This is a genomic window from Ostreiculturibacter nitratireducens, from assembly GCF_032670585.1.
GTDB lineage: Bacteria > Pseudomonadota > Alphaproteobacteria > Rhodobacterales > Rhodobacteraceae > Ostreiculturibacter > Ostreiculturibacter nitratireducens.
The window spans coordinates 1,046,331-1,062,344 of record NZ_JAVQHL010000001.1 but is presented as its reverse complement, the minus strand read 5'-3'; the positions used below and the strand labels follow the sequence as shown (position 1 = coordinate 1,062,344).

The window sequence follows — 16,014 nt, the reverse complement described above, 5'->3', positions numbered from 1 at the left end:
CCTGTCAGCGAAACGCCCCGCCACCATTCGGCGCGGGGCGCGTTCTTTCTTTCAGGCCGAGGTGGCTTCGGATCGTCACTCCACGATGCGGAAGTAGTCGACCTCGAAATTGTCCTCCATGCCCGTGGAGCAGTAGCCCATCGTCGCGTTGGAGGTGCCGTCGATCTCTCCGCCGGAAACGATGGAGGCGCCCTCGACCGCCCCGGCGCGGGCCGCGAACTGGATGTCTCCCTGCGCGATGAGCTGCCCACCGAACAGGCCGAGCTCGGCTGCGAACCGCATGCCGCCCAGCGTCAGAAGCTGTGCGCCGCCTCCGGGCGAACAGCCGTCGTCGTCGCCGACATTGAGGCCGTGTGGCGCGGTGAACGAATAGGGGTCCGTGCTGTCGTTGAAGAAGACCGTGTCCATCAGCGTCAGCCCCTGCTCGAACTGCACGGGGCAGTCAGCGAAGAGCACCACTTCGCTGATATTGGCCACGGTGCCGTCTTCGTTTTCGCCCGTCCGGAGCGTCAGCCTGTCGACCGCCACCGTCTCGGTCGTCTTGCCCTTGGTCACGGTCTTTTCGCAGGTGAAGCGGTACATGCTGCCCGGCACGAAATCGGACGCCGTGAACGTGTCGCCGTCAAGCTCCGTCACCGTCAGGCCGTCGATGTAGTCCGGAAGGAACTCCGTGTTGCCGGCCAGGATCTGTTGCTCGAAGAAGTCGATCCGGCCGGGGACGTGGATGTCGTAGAAATCCGTCATCAGCGCTTCTTCCAGGCCCTCGTTCCGCTCGAAGCCGGACGCGGCGATATCGAGCAGGTCGAGATTGGGCATCGAAACGATCGAGCCCGGCTCGAAGAAGTTGTTCTGGTTGATCGAGATGTAGGTGTTGGAATGCAGGCAGAAGTTTGCCGCGAAGCCGTTGTTGCTCTGGATGTCGAGGACGCCTTCGGCGACCATGCCTTCCCTGAGACAGCCGGGTCGGAAGGTTTCCACGACCGCGTGGGTCGAGATGTTCCAGTACCGCAGTCCCGCAAACCCCAAGAGGAACGTGTCCAGCTGGTTTCTGCGGTCGCGCGACTTGGTCGCGATCACGCGGACCGCATTGTAGGAACCGGGGCGCGGCGTGAAGGTCCGCGTCTGCCGGTTCCAGTCGCCGAACTCGATGTCATCGACGCCGATCGTGGTGTTCAACGGGTCGAGATCCAGGTTTTCGGCGGCGATCGTGACGCCGACCTGCTTGGCATCGTCCTCGCTGAAGTATCTGCCCGCCCGCATGTAAAGCGCCGCATGCCCGCCGGTGTCAGCCGCTACCTGGAGCTTGGTGCGCGTCCTGTAAGCATTGGCCACGTCGAGCGCGATGCCGAGGAGCGCGCAGGTGGCTACGAAAAGAAACAAAGCGAGGACGGTGATGGCCCCGTCCTCCTCTCGGTACATCCGCCGAAACATGGCGATACCTCCTATTGCTCCATGTACTGTTGTGACCGCACGCTGATGGTGATGTTCCTCAGAAGCGGCACGAAATCGAGAATGAGAATGTCCCTGGCGGGCACGGTGACGGTCGTGTTGATGATCCCCGTCAGAGGATCATAGCCAGGTGTCGCTTGTGCATTGGGATACTGGCCGAGGCGCGATTCGATCGCAGTTTCAGCCTGGCCGATAGGGAGCCGTCCGACCGAAACCGATCGGTTCACGTCCTGAATGATCTTCATCACCTGGTTATGCGCGTAGAAAAGCATCGAGGCGTCGACCGCCAGCGACAGGACAAAAAAGAACATCGGCAGCCACAGCACGGCTTCGACCGTGGCCGACCCGCGCGTATCGCGGCGAAATTTCCGGAACAACCGGGTAACACAACCTATTATAATCATCACATCTCCCTCGGACAGCCCGCAAGCAGAAGTGTCGCCTTGGGACACAGCCGCAGCGTGGGTAAACCGAAATCCACTAAAGTATGGATCAACTTTTGGACGAATCCAAGACGCGTCGCCCTTATTTTGTGGCGCGCCCAAACGTCGCGCCCACACGTGGCGCCCCGCCCGGGAGCCGTCGAGGCTCCCGGGCTGCGCCCCCTACTGCTCACGCGTCCTTGCCTCCGGGACGCGGGGAGGTCACTCGACTATCCGGAAGTAGTCGAGCTCGAAATTGCCTTCCATTCCGGTGTGAGGGCAGTGGCCCATGTTCGCGTTCGACGTGCCGTTGATTTCGCCGCCGGAGATGATGGAGGCGCCCATGATCCCGTCGGCGCGGGCGGCGAACGAAACGTCGCCCACCGCGATCAGCTGTCCGCCAAAGAGCGCGAGGTTCGCCGGGAAATCCATCCCGCCCAGGGTCAGAAGCTGGGCGCCGCCGCCGGAGGCACAACTGTCGTTCTTGCCGACCTGCAGGCCGCTCGGCGCCGAGAAGGATTGGCTGTCGGTGCTGGTGTTGATGAACACCACGTCGTGCAGTTCCACGCCCGCGCCGAATTCGACGGGGCAGTTTGCGATCACCACGACCTGGTCGAGGATGCTGTCGGGTTTGGACGGCGAGTTGTCGACGCTGATGCTCACTTTCGACAGCTGCTGCTTGCTTTGCCCGTTAACACGCTGACAGGAGAGATTGTAGATGCCGCCGGCCGTGAAGTTCGTGACGCTGAGGTTGCCGCCGTCGATCCTCTGGATGCTCGTGTTCTGAATGTAGGGCGGCACGTAGCGTGTGTTCGACGTGATGCCGTTGAGGATCGGCATGATCCGGGAGAGGATCCGGATGTTGTAGGTGCCCTCGCGCAGCGCTTCGAGCAGACCGTCGTTGGATTCGAAGCCGGAATCCGGGATGTCGAGCTGGTCGAGATTCGGCATCGACACGATCGAGGTCGGCTTGAAGATGTTGTTGCTGTTGATCGACACCCAGGTGTTGGAATGCAGGCAGAAGAGCGGGCCGAAGGTATTGTTGCCCTGGATGTCCAGGATGCCTTCCGAGATGAAACCCTCGTGCAGGCAGCCGGGCTTGTAGGTTTCAAGGACGGTGTGGGTCGAGATGTTCCAGTAATCGAGTCCGACGAAGTTCAGAAGCATCGTCGACACCGGATTGCGGCGCGAGTCGGACCGCGTCGCGGTGACGCGCACCGCAGCCTTGGAATCCGCGCGCGGCGTGAAGGTGCGCGTGGCGGGGTTCCAGTCCCCGAACACGACGTCTTCGACGCGAACCACCGAGTTCAGCGCATTCTCACCAAGGTTGCTGGCCGCGACATTGACGCCGGCCTGCTTTGCCATGGTCGCGCTCGCCAGCTTGTCGGCGCGTTCGTAGAGAGCCGCATGGCCGCCGGCGTCGGAGGCCAGCTGGAGCCTGGTGCGCAGCCTGTATGCGTTGGCAACGTCCAGCGCGATGCCGAGAAGAGCGCAGACCGTGATGAAGATGAAGAGAGCAAGGACAGTGATGCCGCCGTCCTCTGCCTGGCGATGACGCTTAAGCATGGCCGCGTACTCCTATTGCTCCAGGTAATGCTGGGCCTGAACGTTGATCGAGACCGACCGCAGCAACGGGACGAAATCCAGCACGAGGACGTCCCCCGCGGGCACCGTCACGCGCGAATTGATGATGCCGTTCGTGTCGACGACCGTGGCCGCCGTCGCATTGGGGTAGTCGGCAAGAAGCGCGAGAATGCGCGACTGAGCCGCGGTCGTACTCTGGATCCGATTGACAGAAAGGGAGCGGTTCACGTCCTGCATGACCTTCGTCACGCGGTTGTGCGCGTAAAACAGCATGGAAGCGTCGACCGCGAGCGCGAGAATCAGGAAGAACAGTGGCAGCCAGAGGATCGCCTCGACGGTTGCCGAACCATTCTCATCTTTCCGAAAACGGCGCAAATGTGTGATAGCCAGCCACTTTTTCATGACCGTTACCCCCGAAATGTTTTTCGGAAAACACCAGTACCGTTTACTGCAACTCTGAGCAGACAGTTAACGCCACGAATCCAGCGCAAATGTGGCAATGCGGTGTCTGGAAAGGGGAATGTTCCCGAAGCCGGGACGCTGTGTCCTCAGGATGAAAACAGTATCCACTTCAGGCTGGTCTGCTCTGCCGCGCCGTCAGGTGGGCTGCAAGAGCGTCAGAGGCCCTTGGCCTTGTAGCTTTTGGCGACGCGATCGATCGCGACGACATAGGCCGCCATCCTTAGATCGGTCACGTCCTTGCGGCCATGCCAGGTTTCGCGCATGGACTGGTAGGCGGCGCGCATCGCGTCATCGAGGCCCGACCGCACGAGTTCCAGTTCCCCCGCGCCTCTCAGGTATTGTTCCTTGAAGCCGGGCGAGAGGGTCCAGCCAAGTCCCTCGTCGGCAGAAAGCCTCTCCAACTCGTCGACGAGCAGCCTGTGCCGCGACTCTTCCTGGCGGCGCTGCATCCGGCCGAAGGGAATGTGCGACAGGTTCTTGACCCATTCGAAATAACTGACCGTCACGCCGCCGGCATTCGCGTAGAGGTCGGGGATGATGACGACGCCCTTCTTGCGCAGGATGTCGTCCGCTTCGGCGGTCACGGGCCCGTTCGCGCCCTCGATGATCAGCGGCGCCTTGATCCGTGCCGCGTTGGAAAGCGTGATGACCCCCTCCATGGCGGCAGGAAGAAGTATGTCGCATTCGGCTTCCAGAAGCTTGGCTCCGTCCGCGTCGTAAGTTCCCTCCGGGCAGCCCTGCACCCCGCCGTTGAGCCGCATCCAATCATGCACGGCCTGCACGTCCAGCCCCTCGGAATTCCACACGCCGCCGTCATGCTCGATGATGCCCACGATCTTCGCGCCGTCCTCGAGCGACAGGAACTTCGCAGCGTAATAGCCCACCTTGCCAAGGCCCTGCACAACGATGCGCTTTCCTTCGAGCCCGCCTGTCAGTCCCGCCGCCGCGATGTCTTCCGGGTGGCGGAAGAACTCGCGCAGGGCGTATTGAACCCCGCGCCCTGTCGCCTCCAGCCGGCCAAGAATGCCGCCCGCGTTCAGTGGCTTCCCGGTCACGCAGGCATGCGCGTTGATGTCGGTCGTGTTCACCCGCGCGTATTGGTCCGCGATCCAGGCCATCTCGCGTTCGCCGGTGCCCATGTCGGGGGCGGGGACGTTCTGCGATGGGTTGATGAGGTCGCGCTTGATAAGTTCATAGGCGAAACGCCGCGTGATCTGTTCCAGTTCGTGCTCGTCATATTCACGAGGATCGAGGCAGAGCCCGCCCTTCGCGCCACCGAAGGGCGCCTCCACCAGCGCGCATTTGTAGGTCATGAGCGCGGCCAGCGCCTCGACCTCGTCCTGCGTAACGCTGGTGGCGTAACGGATGCCGCCCTTGACCGGCTCCATGTGTTCCGAATGGACGGAGCGGTAGCCGGTGAAGGTCTGGATCTGGCCGCGAAGCCGTACGCCGAAGCGAACCGTGTAGGTGGAATTGCAGACCCTGATCTTCTCGCCGAGGCCCGGAGGCAGGTCCATCACCGCCACCGCGCGCTTGAACATGAGGTCGACAGATTCCCGGAATGTCGGGTCTCCCGGAACGGCCATCCTTTCCTCCCCAAAGGCACCGGCGCCGCCCGCAACGGCCGGGCTTCATGCGGAGCCTAGATCGGTTTTTCCTGAAGCGCACCCCTCAAACCCTGGGGCGAATCGCCCCGCCGCGATGTTCCGCCGAGTCGACTGGATTTCGGTGACCTGGAAACAATCGCCGGGTGCCGGCGGTATTCTTCGTGTTGCGCGGACAATCGGGCGAATTCGCCGTTCAATAGGTGCGAATCAACCCGGTTTTGCGGGCGAGAAGCGTGTCGCTGCCTCAATTTCGCCCAATGAATTGGCCCCAATTACCGATGCAAGTGTCTGTTTACGAGTGGGCGCCCGTGACTGGGCGCAGAGGGGTAAAACCATGGAACGGTTCGTCGAGGCGACCCGCACATCCCGCGCTTTGCGGGGCACACCTGTCAGACTGAGAGAGACGCTTAACCGCTTCCGGCGCGAGGAGGACGGGTCGCTCATCGTCTTCGGTCTCTTCTGCTTCGTCACCATGCTGTTCGTTGCGGGCTTCGCGCTCGACATGATGCGCTATGAATCCGAGCGCGCGATCCTGCAGAACACGATGGACCGCGCGCTTCTGGCGGCGGCCGATATCGATCAGCAACTCGATTCCGAGGCTGTGGTCCGCGACTATTTCGACAGGGCCGGCTTCGACGGCTCGGAGGTCAATGCCGTCGGGACCCACTCGGGCGGGATGAAGACCGTCACGGCGGATGCGGCGACGCGGATGGATACATTCCTTCTGCATCTCGTCGACATTCCGGTCCTCTATGCACCCGCGGGCGGAACAGCGCAGGAGGGCAACGGGAACGTCGAAATCTCGCTCGTCGTGGACGTCTCAACGTCGATGACCTGGTGCCTCGACGGCTCAAGGACCTGCGCTACCAATTCCACAGCCGGCGACACGCGGATCGAGGCGCTGCGCGAGGCCGCGGCTCTTTTCGTGAAGACCGTCTTCCGCGCGGAATGGGAAAAGGTCACCGATCCGTCCCAGCCCTCGCAACTGATAGATCATCTGAAGCCGACGGTCGGGCCCGAACAGATTTCGGTCAGCCTGGTTCCTTACGCCCAGCAGGTGAACCTCGGCCCGGTCCTGGGGCCCGAATTCAGCTTCTCGAACGAGCACAACGAATCCTGGTGCGCGGACTTCAAGGAAATCGACTACGCCTACACGGGCATAGCGCCGAATGACCCGCTGCGGCGCACGCTGAACGCGGACGCGCGCAACAGCGGACGAACGCCGTCTTACCGCGAATGCTCGACCGACGCGTCGCGCTACGTGGTGCCCCTGTCAAATGATCCCGACTACCTGACGAAGCGTGTCATGGCGCTTCCGGCCACGGGCTTAGGGGGGAGCGACACGGCCTACACCTCGATCGATATTGGCGCGAAGTGGGGGGCTGCATTCCTCGATCCCACACTTCAGCCTGTTACCTCAAGCCTCGTGTCCAAGGGAGTCGTTCCCGCCGCGCTCGCCACTCGGCCGGAGGCCTTCCGCTCCCGCATGGGGCGCAAGCTCCTGGTGCTGATGACGGATGGCGAGAACACGAACACTTTCGCGGTCAACCCGCCCTACAGGTCCGGGCCTGCGCCGAACACCGTCGTCGGAAAGAACGGCAAGATTTATATCTACAGGCCCGAACGGGATGGCTCGAACGACTTCTACGGGGAATCGTCGTCCCGCACGTCGCTGGATTGGCGCAGCATCGCGGACATAGGAGGATCCTACCGGGAGGCGACCTACGCGGACGTCTACGCCAATCACACGGTCGAGTACTACTTCAGCAGGATGTACCGCGCCGCGATGGGGGGGAACGACCTCACCGGCGCCGCGATTACCGAATTCGGCACCGCGCAAAAGGACGTCCAGCTCGACAGCATCTGCGCCGCGGCGAAGAACGCCGGCGTCTTCGTCTGGACGATCGCGCTCGGCCTCAGCGGCGCCGACATGGCGACCGAGCCGCGGTCCAACTGGAGCCCGCTACAGAAGTGCGCCTCCGTTCCGGCGATGTATTTCGAACCCAAGACGGCCGAGGAGTTGAAGGAAGCCTTCGAAGAGATCGCCGCGGCCGCCAGCGAACTGAGGTTGACCCAATGACCCGGCTCATGTCTCGTCTTGTTCGGCGCTACTTGCGCCGCGCCCGCCGCTCGGAGGATGGGGCGACCACGATCGAATTCCTGATCTGGTTCCCGTTCTTCATCACGCTCGTCGGCTCATCGATCGAAGCGGGGCTCATGCAGCTCCAGCAGTCGATGCTGGAACGCGCGCTTGACCTCACGATACGCGACCTCAGGATCGGCGTGTTGCAGGACCCGTCGCATGACGATCTGAAAGTTGCTGTCTGCAACCGCATCATGCTGGTCCCCGACTGCAGGACCGACCTGCTCCTTGAACTCACCGAGGTCCGGACGACCAGCTGGACGATGCCCACGGGGGCGACGCAATGCACTGACCGGTCGCTCGAGGTTCAGCCGGTCACGACGTTCCAGCCGGGGCTCCAGAACGACCTCGTCACGGTGCGCGCCTGCATCAAGGTCGAACCACTTTTCCCCATGACCGGGCTTGGCCTGGAATTGCCGAAGGACGCGGCGGGCATGTACGCTTTGACCTCGACCTCGGCCTTCGTGAACGAACCGAGGGGCTGATCATGCGCACAGCAAAGCTTTTCCGCAGCCTGTCCTTCCGCTTCCGCCTCTTCCGCGCGAGGACAGAGGGGTCGATGTCGGTCGAGGCGGTGCTCATCCTGCCGCTGCTCGTCTGGTGGTATGTCGCTGCATTCCAGTTCTTCGAGGCGTTCCGGGAGCGGACCGTAAACGAAAAGGCCGCCTTCACGATCACCGACATGATCACGCGGGAAACGCTGCCGGTGGATGCCAACTACATCGATGGGATGGGCACCGTCTTCGATTACCTGACGAATTCCGACGAACAGACATGGGTCCGCGTCACTTCCGTCAGGTGGAACGACAACGACAAGGTTCACAACGTCGAATGGTCCTATGCGACCCGTTCCCAGGACACCTATAACAACGGGTCGATCAAGCAGGTCGCGAACCGGATCCCCGCGATGGCCCCCAACGACACGGTCGTGATCGTCGAGACGCATTCCTCTCTGGCACCGATCTTCGAGGTCGGGGTCAGTTACCTCGATTTCGACCAGTTCGTCGTGATGCGCCCGCGGTTCGTGCCGGCGGTACTCTGGGGCGACCGGTCAGGAAACATGTCCGGCTAGACCGGGCCGGGGCCGCGCGTTCAGCGCCGGTCCGAGATCAGGGCGCTGATCGTGTCGGCCATGTTGCGCCCCTCGGTCTTCGAGATCACGCCACCCACGCCGATCCGGCGGCCCAGCCGCCAGTAGAGGCCCGGCGCCCAGACGCGGCCGGCGGGCTGGCGCAGCTTCAGCAGGAAGCCGTTCGACGGCTTGAAGGCGAAGGCGCCACGATCGACGGAGACGATGTCCTCGACCCGCGCTAGGACCCGGCCCGACGTGTCGGTGAGTTCCGTCGCGGTCAGTTCCAGCCTGAGTGCCGTGGCCTTGCGCATCATGTCGGCGAGGGCGAGCGCGATGCCGCCAACGATGACGAGCGCGACGCGCCCGAGGACCGATTCCGGCCCCCTGAACACGCCGAGCGCAATCAGAAGGATGCCAAGCGCCGCGACCATCACGATGGCCACGGCGCGCCTCGGCGCCGGTGCGCTGATACTGGCGAGAACCATTTCCGACATCTGTCCCTCCGTTTCCGGGCGAGCCATACAGGGCCGGCCGCGCGCAGGGAAGGGCTCAGCGCGGCGGGCGCACTTCGTAGCCGCGTTCCTCGGGTTCGTCGTCGATCAGTTCCGTCGGGAAACCCGGCGCGAGGATTTCCAGCCCGGTCGCCTCTTCCAGCCGTTCGATGATCCGGTCGGACTGCGCCTGCATGCCGTAGCGCTTCTGCCCGTCGCGGAAGATCTCGATCAGCATGGGCGAAAGCTCCAGCGGCACGCCGTGGTCCTCCGCGATCTTCTGGAAAAGACCGATGTCCTTCTGCACGAGGTCCATCGTGAAGTTCACGTCGCGTGAGCCGGACAGGATCAGCTGGCTTTCGGTTTCGTGCACGAAGGACGTGCCGGAGGAGATCTTTATCGCCTCGTAGGTCGTCGCCATGTCCATGCCGGCGGCCTTCATCGTGACGAGGGCCTCGCAGAGCGTCAGAAGGTTCGCGGTGGCGAGGTAGTTCGTCATGACCTTGAGAATGCTGGCCGAGCCCAGCGGCCCGGTGTGCAGCACCCGCCGCCCGAGGATCGTGAGAATGGGCAGGACCGCGTCGAACGTCTCCCGGTCGCAGCCCGCGAAGATCGAGATGTTGCCGGTCGCGGCCCTGTGGCAGCCGCCGGACACCGGAACGTCGGCCGCCCGTCCGCCCTTGGCCGCGACCTTGGCGGCGAGCCGCGTCACCTCGTCCGCGTCGGTCGTGGACATTTCGAGCCAGCACTTCCCGGGTCCCATCGCCTCCAGAATCCCGTCCGACCCCTCGACGACGGCCGCCGAGGCAGCGGGCGAGGGCAGGCATGTGATGACCGTTTCGCAAGAATCCATCATCGCCCGGGGGCTTCCGCCCGCCTTCGCGCCCCGCGCCACGAAAGCGGCGACCCGGTCCTGATCCAGGTCATGGATCATCAGGTCGATCCCGTTCCGCAATAGGCTTCCGGCGAGCTTGCCGCCGACATTTCCAAGACCGATGAATCCGACCTTCATGACAGTTCCTCCGTGTTTCTGCCGCCGATCCTGTGATCCGTCGCGGTCCGATTCTGTCCTATCCGCGACAGGCGGGCGGCAAAGCCGGCTCGGCACGACAGGCCGATCGCCGCGGACAGGGCGAGGCATCTGCCTCGGACCGCTGGACTTGGAGCCGGAGCGGACCGATATTGTCGCGCATGAGTCTGCCCCCCGGATTTCTCGACGAACTCAGAACCCGCACCTCGCTTGCGCAGGTCGTGGGCCGCAAGGTTATCTGGGACATGCGGAAGTCGAACCAGGGCAAGGGCGACATGTGGGCGCCGTGCCCCTTCCACCAGGAAAAGTCAGCCTCCTTCCACGTCGATGACCGCAAGGGCTATTACTACTGCTTCGGTTGCCACGCGAAGGGTGACGCCGTCAGCTTCGTCCGCGAGACGGAGAACGTGGGCTTCATGGAAGCGGTGGAGATCCTCGCGCGCGAGGCCGGGATGCAGATGCCTGCCCGCGACCCGCAGGCCGCCGCCAGGGCCGACCGCAGGTCACAGCTCGCCGAAGTGATGGAGGCTGCGGTCCGCCATTTCCGGATGAGCCTGAACACCGCGGCCGGCTCCGCCGCGCGCGATTACCTCAAGCGCAGAAAGCTCTCCGCCGAGACGTTGGAGCGGTTCGAGATCGGCTATGCTCCGGACGCCCGTCAGGGCGTCTACAACGCGCTTGTCTCCAAGGGCGTCGCGCCCGACCTCATCATCGCCGCGGGCCTCTGCGCCAAACCGGACGACGGCGGTGCGCCCTATGACCGGTTCCGCGACCGCATCATCTTCCCGATCCGCGACGCGCGCGGGCGCTGCATCGCACTTGGCGGGCGGGCGATGGCGGCAGACGCGCGGGCGAAATACCTCAACTCCCCCGAGACCGAACTCTTCGACAAGGGCCGCAGCCTTTACAACCACGGGCCCGCTCGCGAGGCGGCGGGCAAGGGTCAGCCGCTGGTCGTCGCCGAAGGCTACATGGATGTCATCGCGCTGGTGGAGGCTGGTTTCGAAGCGACCGTTGCGCCACTCGGCACCGCGATCACCGAGGACCAGCTCCGGCTTCTCTGGCGCATCCATCCGGAACCGATCATCGCGCTCGACGGGGACCGCGCCGGGATCAACGCCGCGATGCGGGTCATGGACCTCGCGCTTCCGATGCTCGAGGCGGGGAACGGACTGCGCTTCGCAATCCTCCCGGAAGGCAAGGACCCCGACGACCTGATCCGCGCGAGTGGCCCCGAAGCCATGCGGAAGGTGCTGGACGGCGCGCAGCCGATGGTCACGCTTCTGTGGCAGCGCGAAACCGAGGGCAAGATATTCGACAGCCCCGAACGCCGGGCCGCGCTCGACAAGTCGTTGCGGGCGGCGATTTCCCGAATCGCGGATCCTTCGATCCACAGCCACTACGGCGAGGAGATCAAGCGTCTGCGCCGGGAACTCTTCGGCATGGGCGCTCCGGCGCAGCGGCAGCCGGGGCCACGGGTGCCGGGTGCGGGGCGGGGCAGGGGGCGTTTCGTTCCCGTGCCCATGGCCCCCTTGCCGTCGACCAAGTCCTCGCTTCTGGCTTCGGCACCGGGCCCCGAAGTGGAGGACCAGCTGCGCGAGGCGATGATCCTCGCGATCCTCTTCACGCATCCCTCGCTCGTCGCGGAATTCGAAAGCCAGATCGAGATTCTCGAGCTGACGGCGCCGCAGCATGAACGCTTGCGCAACGTCCTTCTGCGCCATGCCCATAACGAAGCGAGCGGAATCCGTGAAAAACTCCTTTCGGAAGCGGGCGATGCCCTTGAAAAGCTCTACGCGCTGGCCCACGTCGCAATTGCCCCACCCGTCCGCAACCGCGACGATCTGAGCCTCGCCCGCCTGTGTCTTGCGGAAGAACTTGCGAAGCTCGACGCGCGGCGCGGGGCAAGGGCCGAGATCGAGGACGCGGTGGAGGACCTGGCGGGTCTTGCGGACGAGGGGCTGACCTGGCGCCTGTCCCAGGCGGCGGAGGCCCGGCATCGCGCGGAACGCTCGAAACTCGACGACGCGCAAGATCTGGGAGAGGACCGTGCGGCTCTGTCGCAGCATCTGCAGAGCCTCATAGACAGTGAGGTTTGGGTAAAGAAGAAAGGCTGACCCCGACCCGCCCCCTGTGATTCGCACCGTCGATTCGCTACAACCCTAGGACCCGATTCGCCCATGGCGATTCGCCGTCCCGACCGACCCCGAGGAGCCCCATGGCCGCCAAAGACACCGACGACGACAAGCAGCAGGATCAGGAAGTCGAACATTCGCTCGACATGAGCCAGGCCGCGGTCAAGAAGATGATCGCTGAGGCGCGCGAGCGTGGCTACATCACTTACGACCAACTGAACGCCGTCCTGCCGCCCGACCAGGTCTCCTCCGAACAGATCGAGGACCTGATGTCGATGCTCTCCGAAATGGGCATCAACGTCATCGAGGAGGAAGAGACCGAGGAAGAGGACAGCGGCAGCGGGGGCGAGCTCGTCGACGCCTCGACCTCGCGCGAGGTGGCGGTCGCCACGACCACGTCCGAGACGCTGGACCGCACCGACGACCCGGTGCGCATGTATCTGCGCGAGATGGGCTCGGTCGAGCTCCTGTCCCGCGAGGGCGAAATCGCCATCGCCAAGCGGATCGAGGCCGGCCGCAACACGATGATCGCCGGGCTCTGCGAAAGCCCGCTGACGTTCCAGGCCATCACGATCTGGCGCGATGAGCTTCTCAACGAAGACATCCTTCTGCGCGACGTGATCGACCTTGAAGCCACTTTCGGCCGCTCGCTCGACGAGGACGACGAGATGGACGAGGTGAGCGAAGGTGCGCAGGCCAGCGCCACCGGCACCTCGACGAAGCAGCGTCAGCAAGAACCCGAGCTCGACGCGGACGGCAACCCGATCGCGCAGTCCGACGACGACGAGGACGATGAAGACGCCTCCAACATGTCGCTCGCGGCGATGGAAGCCGCGCTGAAGCCGCGCGTGCTGGAAACGCTTGAGCGGATCGCCGAGGATTACTCGCGCCTCGCCGAAATGCAGGACCAGCGCATGTCGGCCACGCTGAACGAGGACGGAACCTTCTCGATCGCCGACGAGGCTGCCTACCAGAAGCTGCGCTCCGAGATCGTGGAACTGGTGAACGAGCTTCACCTCCATAACAACCGGATCGAGGCGCTGATCGACCAGCTTTATGGCATCAACCGCCGGATCATGTCGATCGACTCGAACATGGTGAAGCTCGCCGACGCCGCGCGCATCAACCGCCGCGAGTTCATCGACGAATATCGCGGCTACGAGCTCGACCCCGCCTGGCTCGACCGCATGGCGCAGAAATCGGGCCGCGGCTGGCAGACCCTGATCGAGAAGTCGCGCGAGAAGGTCGAGGATCTGCGCGCCGAGATGGCGCAAGTCGGCCAGTATGTCGGCGTCGACATCTCGGAATTCCGCCGGATCGTGAACCAGGTCCAGAAGGGCGAGAAGGAGGCGCGTCAGGCCAAGAAGGAAATGGTCGAGGCGAACCTCCGGCTCGTGATCTCGATCGCCAAGAAATACACAAACCGCGGCCTGCAATTCCTTGATCTCATTCAGGAAGGCAACATCGGCCTGATGAAGGCGGTGGACAAGTTCGAATATCGCCGCGGCTACAAGTTCTCGACCTACGCGACCTGGTGGATCCGCCAGGCGATCACCCGTTCGATCGCCGACCAGGCCCGCACGATCCGTATCCCGGTCCACATGATCGAGACGATCAACAAGCTGGTGCGGACCGGCCGCCAGATGCTGCACGAGATCGGCCGCGAACCGACGCCCGAGGAACTGGCCGAGAAGCTGCAGATGCCGCTCGAGAAGGTCCGCAAGGTGATGAAGATCGCCAAGGAGCCGATCTCGCTCGAAACGCCCATCGGCGACGAGGAGGACAGCCAACTTGGCGATTTCATCGAGGACAAGAACGCGATCCTGCCGCTCGATTCCGCCATTCAGGAGAACCTGAAGGAGACGACGACGCGCGTGCTGGCCTCGCTCACCCCGCGCGAGGAACGGGTCCTGCGGATGCGCTTCGGCATCGGCATGAACACCGACCACACGCTCGAGGAAGTGGGCCAGCAGTTCTCGGTCACCCGCGAACGGATCCGCCAGATCGAGGCGAAGGCGCTGAGGAAGCTGAAGCATCCGAGCCGCTCGCGGAAGCTGAGGTCGTTCCTGGATCAGTGACCCCGGAAGAACGCGCATTCCTCGATGAGAGGATCCGCGGGCGTTGGGTCCGAAAGAAGAGCAACACTTCGGTTGCCCGGTTCGGATGGGAGCCGGGCAACGGTCGCCCTCGGGGAGGGACGCTGGGGCGGCGGGCCTCCGTTCGGGCTTGTCTTCGCCCCGTCCTGCCCCCACCTTTTGGGTCAACGGCCCATCCCTCCGGACAGAGGAGCTTTCCATGCCGCGTCTTCTTCCCCTTGCTGCAACACTCGCCCTCGGCCTCGCCGCACTCCCGGCGGAGGCTTTCATCGCCCAGAACGACATGAACGTCAGCCCCGAAGGGGGTGGGTTCCACGTTGCGTTCAAGGCCGGTGCGGGCGTCAACGACTACTGGTGCGCGGCTGGTGACTACGTCATCCGCGACCTTGGTCTTTCGCGGTCAACGCGGATTTGGCGCGTCTCGCCGCCGCCGCGTCGGGCGGGGGAGGGGATCAGCTTCTCTCTCACGCCGGAAGGCGCCGCGCGGTCCACGGGCCTCGCGGTCTACCCGGAGACCGGCAGCCTGCCCGCGCACCACGCCGAAGCTTTATGCTGGGAGCCGAAGATCGAAGAGGACTGAGGCCGTCCGGTCGCAGTCACAGCTCAGCCGAGTTTCTCGTGCAGGAAGGCGACTGTCCGTTCCCAGGCGAGTTCGGCTGCCTGACGGTCGTATCTCGGCGTCGTGTCGTTGTGGAACCCGTGGTTCACCCCGGGATAGATGAAGGCCTGATACTCCGTCCCTGCAGCCTTCAGCGCCGCCTCGTAATCGGGCCAGCCCGCGTTGATCCGGTCGTCGAACTCGGCGTAGTGGAGCATCAGGGCCGCCCGGATCTTCGACGCGTCCTCTGCGGGGGGCTGCCGCCCGTAGAAGGGGACCGCCGCCTTCAGTTCGGGATAGGCCACCGCAGCGGCATTCGCGACGCCGCCCCCGTAGCAGAACCCAATGATCCCGACGTTCCCGGTGGACACTTCATGATGCATCAGGAATTCCACCGCCGCGAAGAAGTCGTTCATCAGCTTCTCCCGGTCTACCTGCCTCTGCAATTCCCGGCCCTCGTCGTCATTGCCGGGATAGCCGCCGAGGCTCGAAAGCCCATCCGGCGCAAGCGCCATGAACCCCGCCTTCGCAAGTCGGCGGGCAACGTCCTCGATATAGGGATTGAGCCCTCTGTTCTCGTGAACCACGACAACGGCCGGAAGCCGGTCCGACGTGCCGGCCGGACGGACCATGTATCCGTTGACCTCGCCATGCCCCTTCGGCGAGGGATACGTGACGCGGCCCGCCTGGATTCCGGGGTCATCCGGCGCGACCTGCTGCGCCAGCGCGTAGTCCGGGCTCAGCATCGAGAAGAGCGCGGATGCGCTCAACCCTCGCACCGCGCACTTTCCCGCGCCGTCGAGGAACTCCCGCTTCGTGATCCCGCCGTGGGCGTAATGGTCATAAAGCTCCAGAAGAGCCTGGTCGAAATCCTTGGCCGTGAGGCGGGGCATCGCTTCCTCCCTGGTATGGTGCGCCCTGACAA

The 16,014-nt window shown here is 64.0% G+C and carries 14 protein-coding genes; 6 read left to right on the top strand and 8 right to left on the bottom strand.

What is annotated here, in order from left to right; genetic code table 11:
- Positions 1–75: 75 nt before the first annotated feature.
- The 5 genes from ABCN56_RS05090 to ABCN56_RS05070 all read right to left on the bottom strand — a co-directional run bounded on the left by ABCN56_RS05090 (position 76) and on the right by ABCN56_RS05070 (position 5,503).
- Positions 76–1,431 (bottom strand): TadG family pilus assembly protein, encoded by a 1,356-nt coding sequence (locus ABCN56_RS05090; protein ID WP_343079675.1) that lies wholly within the window; start codon positions 1,429–1,431, stop codon positions 76–78.
- 11 nt (positions 1,432–1,442) lie between these two features.
- Entirely contained in the window at positions 1,443–1,853 is a 411-nt protein-coding gene (locus ABCN56_RS05085; RefSeq protein WP_343079674.1) for a TadE/TadG family type IV pilus assembly protein, read from the bottom strand.
- 240 nt (positions 1,854–2,093) lie between these two features.
- Entirely contained in the window at positions 2,094–3,437 is a 1,344-nt protein-coding gene (locus ABCN56_RS05080) for a TadE/TadG family type IV pilus assembly protein (RefSeq protein WP_343079673.1), read from the bottom strand.
- Between the two features lie 12 nt (positions 3,438–3,449).
- The gene (locus ABCN56_RS05075) at positions 3,450–3,857 is read right to left on the bottom strand and encodes a TadE/TadG family type IV pilus assembly protein (RefSeq protein ID WP_343079672.1); all 408 of its coding nucleotides are present in this window, start codon (positions 3,855–3,857) and stop codon (positions 3,450–3,452) included.
- Positions 3,858–4,072: 215 nt separating this feature from the next.
- Entirely contained in the window at positions 4,073–5,503 is a 1,431-nt protein-coding gene (locus tag ABCN56_RS05070) for a Glu/Leu/Phe/Val family dehydrogenase (RefSeq protein WP_343079671.1), read from the bottom strand.
- 355 nt (positions 5,504–5,858) lie between these two features.
- Here ABCN56_RS05070 and ABCN56_RS05065 point away from each other — a divergent pair, with 355 nt between their 5' ends.
- From ABCN56_RS05065 to ABCN56_RS05055, 3 genes are read left to right on the top strand one after another with little or no spacing between them, the layout of a single operon-like run.
- Entirely contained in the window at positions 5,859–7,604 is a 1,746-nt protein-coding gene (locus ABCN56_RS05065; protein WP_343079670.1) for a TadE/TadG family type IV pilus assembly protein, read from the top strand.
- An 8-nt stretch (positions 7,605–7,612) separates the two neighbouring features.
- A complete protein-coding gene (locus tag ABCN56_RS05060) occupies positions 7,613–8,152 on the top strand; it encodes a TadE/TadG family type IV pilus assembly protein (protein WP_343079669.1) in 540 nt (179 codons plus the stop codon).
- A 2-nt stretch (positions 8,153–8,154) separates the two neighbouring features.
- Entirely contained in the window at positions 8,155–8,739 is a 585-nt protein-coding gene (locus ABCN56_RS05055) for a TadE/TadG family type IV pilus assembly protein (protein WP_343079668.1), read from the top strand.
- Positions 8,740–8,759: 20 nt separating this feature from the next.
- Here ABCN56_RS05055 and ABCN56_RS05050 read toward each other — a convergent pair whose 3' ends face one another.
- Both ABCN56_RS05050 and ABCN56_RS05045 read right to left on the bottom strand, forming a co-directional pair.
- Complete coding sequence (locus ABCN56_RS05050) at positions 8,760–9,233, bottom strand: hypothetical protein (RefSeq protein ID WP_343079667.1); 474 nt, start codon at positions 9,231–9,233, stop codon at positions 8,760–8,762.
- 55 nt (positions 9,234–9,288) lie between these two features.
- The gene (locus tag ABCN56_RS05045) at positions 9,289–10,242 is read right to left on the bottom strand and encodes an NAD(P)-dependent oxidoreductase (RefSeq protein WP_343079666.1); all 954 of its coding nucleotides are present in this window, start codon (positions 10,240–10,242) and stop codon (positions 9,289–9,291) included.
- 179 nt (positions 10,243–10,421) lie between these two features.
- On the opposite strand from ABCN56_RS05045, the gene dnaG reads away from it, so the two are divergent.
- The 3 genes from dnaG to ABCN56_RS05030 all read left to right on the top strand — a co-directional run bounded on the left by dnaG (position 10,422) and on the right by ABCN56_RS05030 (position 15,071).
- A complete protein-coding gene (dnaG, locus tag ABCN56_RS05040) occupies positions 10,422–12,377 on the top strand; it encodes a DNA primase (RefSeq protein ID WP_343079665.1) in 1,956 nt (651 codons plus the stop codon).
- Between the two features lie 101 nt (positions 12,378–12,478).
- On the top strand, positions 12,479–14,473 hold the full coding sequence (gene rpoD, locus ABCN56_RS05035; RefSeq protein ID WP_343079664.1) for an RNA polymerase sigma factor RpoD: 1,995 nt from the start codon (positions 12,479–12,481) through the stop codon (positions 14,471–14,473).
- Positions 14,474–14,690: 217 nt separating this feature from the next.
- Positions 14,691–15,071: a hypothetical protein gene (locus tag ABCN56_RS05030; RefSeq protein WP_343079663.1), complete on the top strand. Its 381-nt coding sequence runs from the start codon at positions 14,691–14,693 to the stop codon at positions 15,069–15,071.
- A gap of 23 nt (positions 15,072–15,094) precedes the next feature.
- Here ABCN56_RS05030 and yghX read toward each other — a convergent pair whose 3' ends face one another.
- Positions 15,095–15,982: a YghX family hydrolase gene (gene yghX / locus ABCN56_RS05025; protein WP_343079662.1), complete on the bottom strand. Its 888-nt coding sequence runs from the start codon at positions 15,980–15,982 to the stop codon at positions 15,095–15,097.
- Positions 15,983–16,014: the final 32 nt, after the last annotated feature.

Coding starts and splice junctions, on each gene's coding strand:
- ABCN56_RS05065 (WP_343079670.1), top strand. CDS start 5,859: ATGGAACGGTTCGTCGAGGCGACCCGCACATCCCGCGCTTTGCGGGGC.
- ABCN56_RS05050 (WP_343079667.1), bottom strand. CDS start 9,233: ATGTCGGAAATGGTTCTCGCCAGTATCAGCGCACCGGCGCCGAGGCGC.
- ABCN56_RS05055 (WP_343079668.1), top strand. CDS start 8,155: ATGCGCACAGCAAAGCTTTTCCGCAGCCTGTCCTTCCGCTTCCGCCTC.
- ABCN56_RS05080 (WP_343079673.1), bottom strand. CDS start 3,437: ATGCTTAAGCGTCATCGCCAGGCAGAGGACGGCGGCATCACTGTCCTT.
- ABCN56_RS05045 (WP_343079666.1), bottom strand. CDS start 10,242: ATGAAGGTCGGATTCATCGGTCTTGGAAATGTCGGCGGCAAGCTCGCC.
- ABCN56_RS05085 (WP_343079674.1), bottom strand. CDS start 1,853: ATGATTATAATAGGTTGTGTTACCCGGTTGTTCCGGAAATTTCGCCGC.
- ABCN56_RS05075 (WP_343079672.1), bottom strand. CDS start 3,857: ATGAAAAAGTGGCTGGCTATCACACATTTGCGCCGTTTTCGGAAAGAT.
- ABCN56_RS05030 (WP_343079663.1), top strand. CDS start 14,691: ATGCCGCGTCTTCTTCCCCTTGCTGCAACACTCGCCCTCGGCCTCGCC.
- dnaG (WP_343079665.1), top strand. CDS start 10,422: ATGAGTCTGCCCCCCGGATTTCTCGACGAACTCAGAACCCGCACCTCG.
- ABCN56_RS05090 (WP_343079675.1), bottom strand. CDS start 1,431: ATGTTTCGGCGGATGTACCGAGAGGAGGACGGGGCCATCACCGTCCTC.
- yghX (WP_343079662.1), bottom strand. CDS start 15,982: ATGCCCCGCCTCACGGCCAAGGATTTCGACCAGGCTCTTCTGGAGCTT.
- rpoD (WP_343079664.1), top strand. CDS start 12,479: ATGGCCGCCAAAGACACCGACGACGACAAGCAGCAGGATCAGGAAGTC.
- ABCN56_RS05060 (WP_343079669.1), top strand. CDS start 7,613: ATGTCTCGTCTTGTTCGGCGCTACTTGCGCCGCGCCCGCCGCTCGGAG.
- ABCN56_RS05070 (WP_343079671.1), bottom strand. CDS start 5,503: ATGGCCGTTCCGGGAGACCCGACATTCCGGGAATCTGTCGACCTCATG.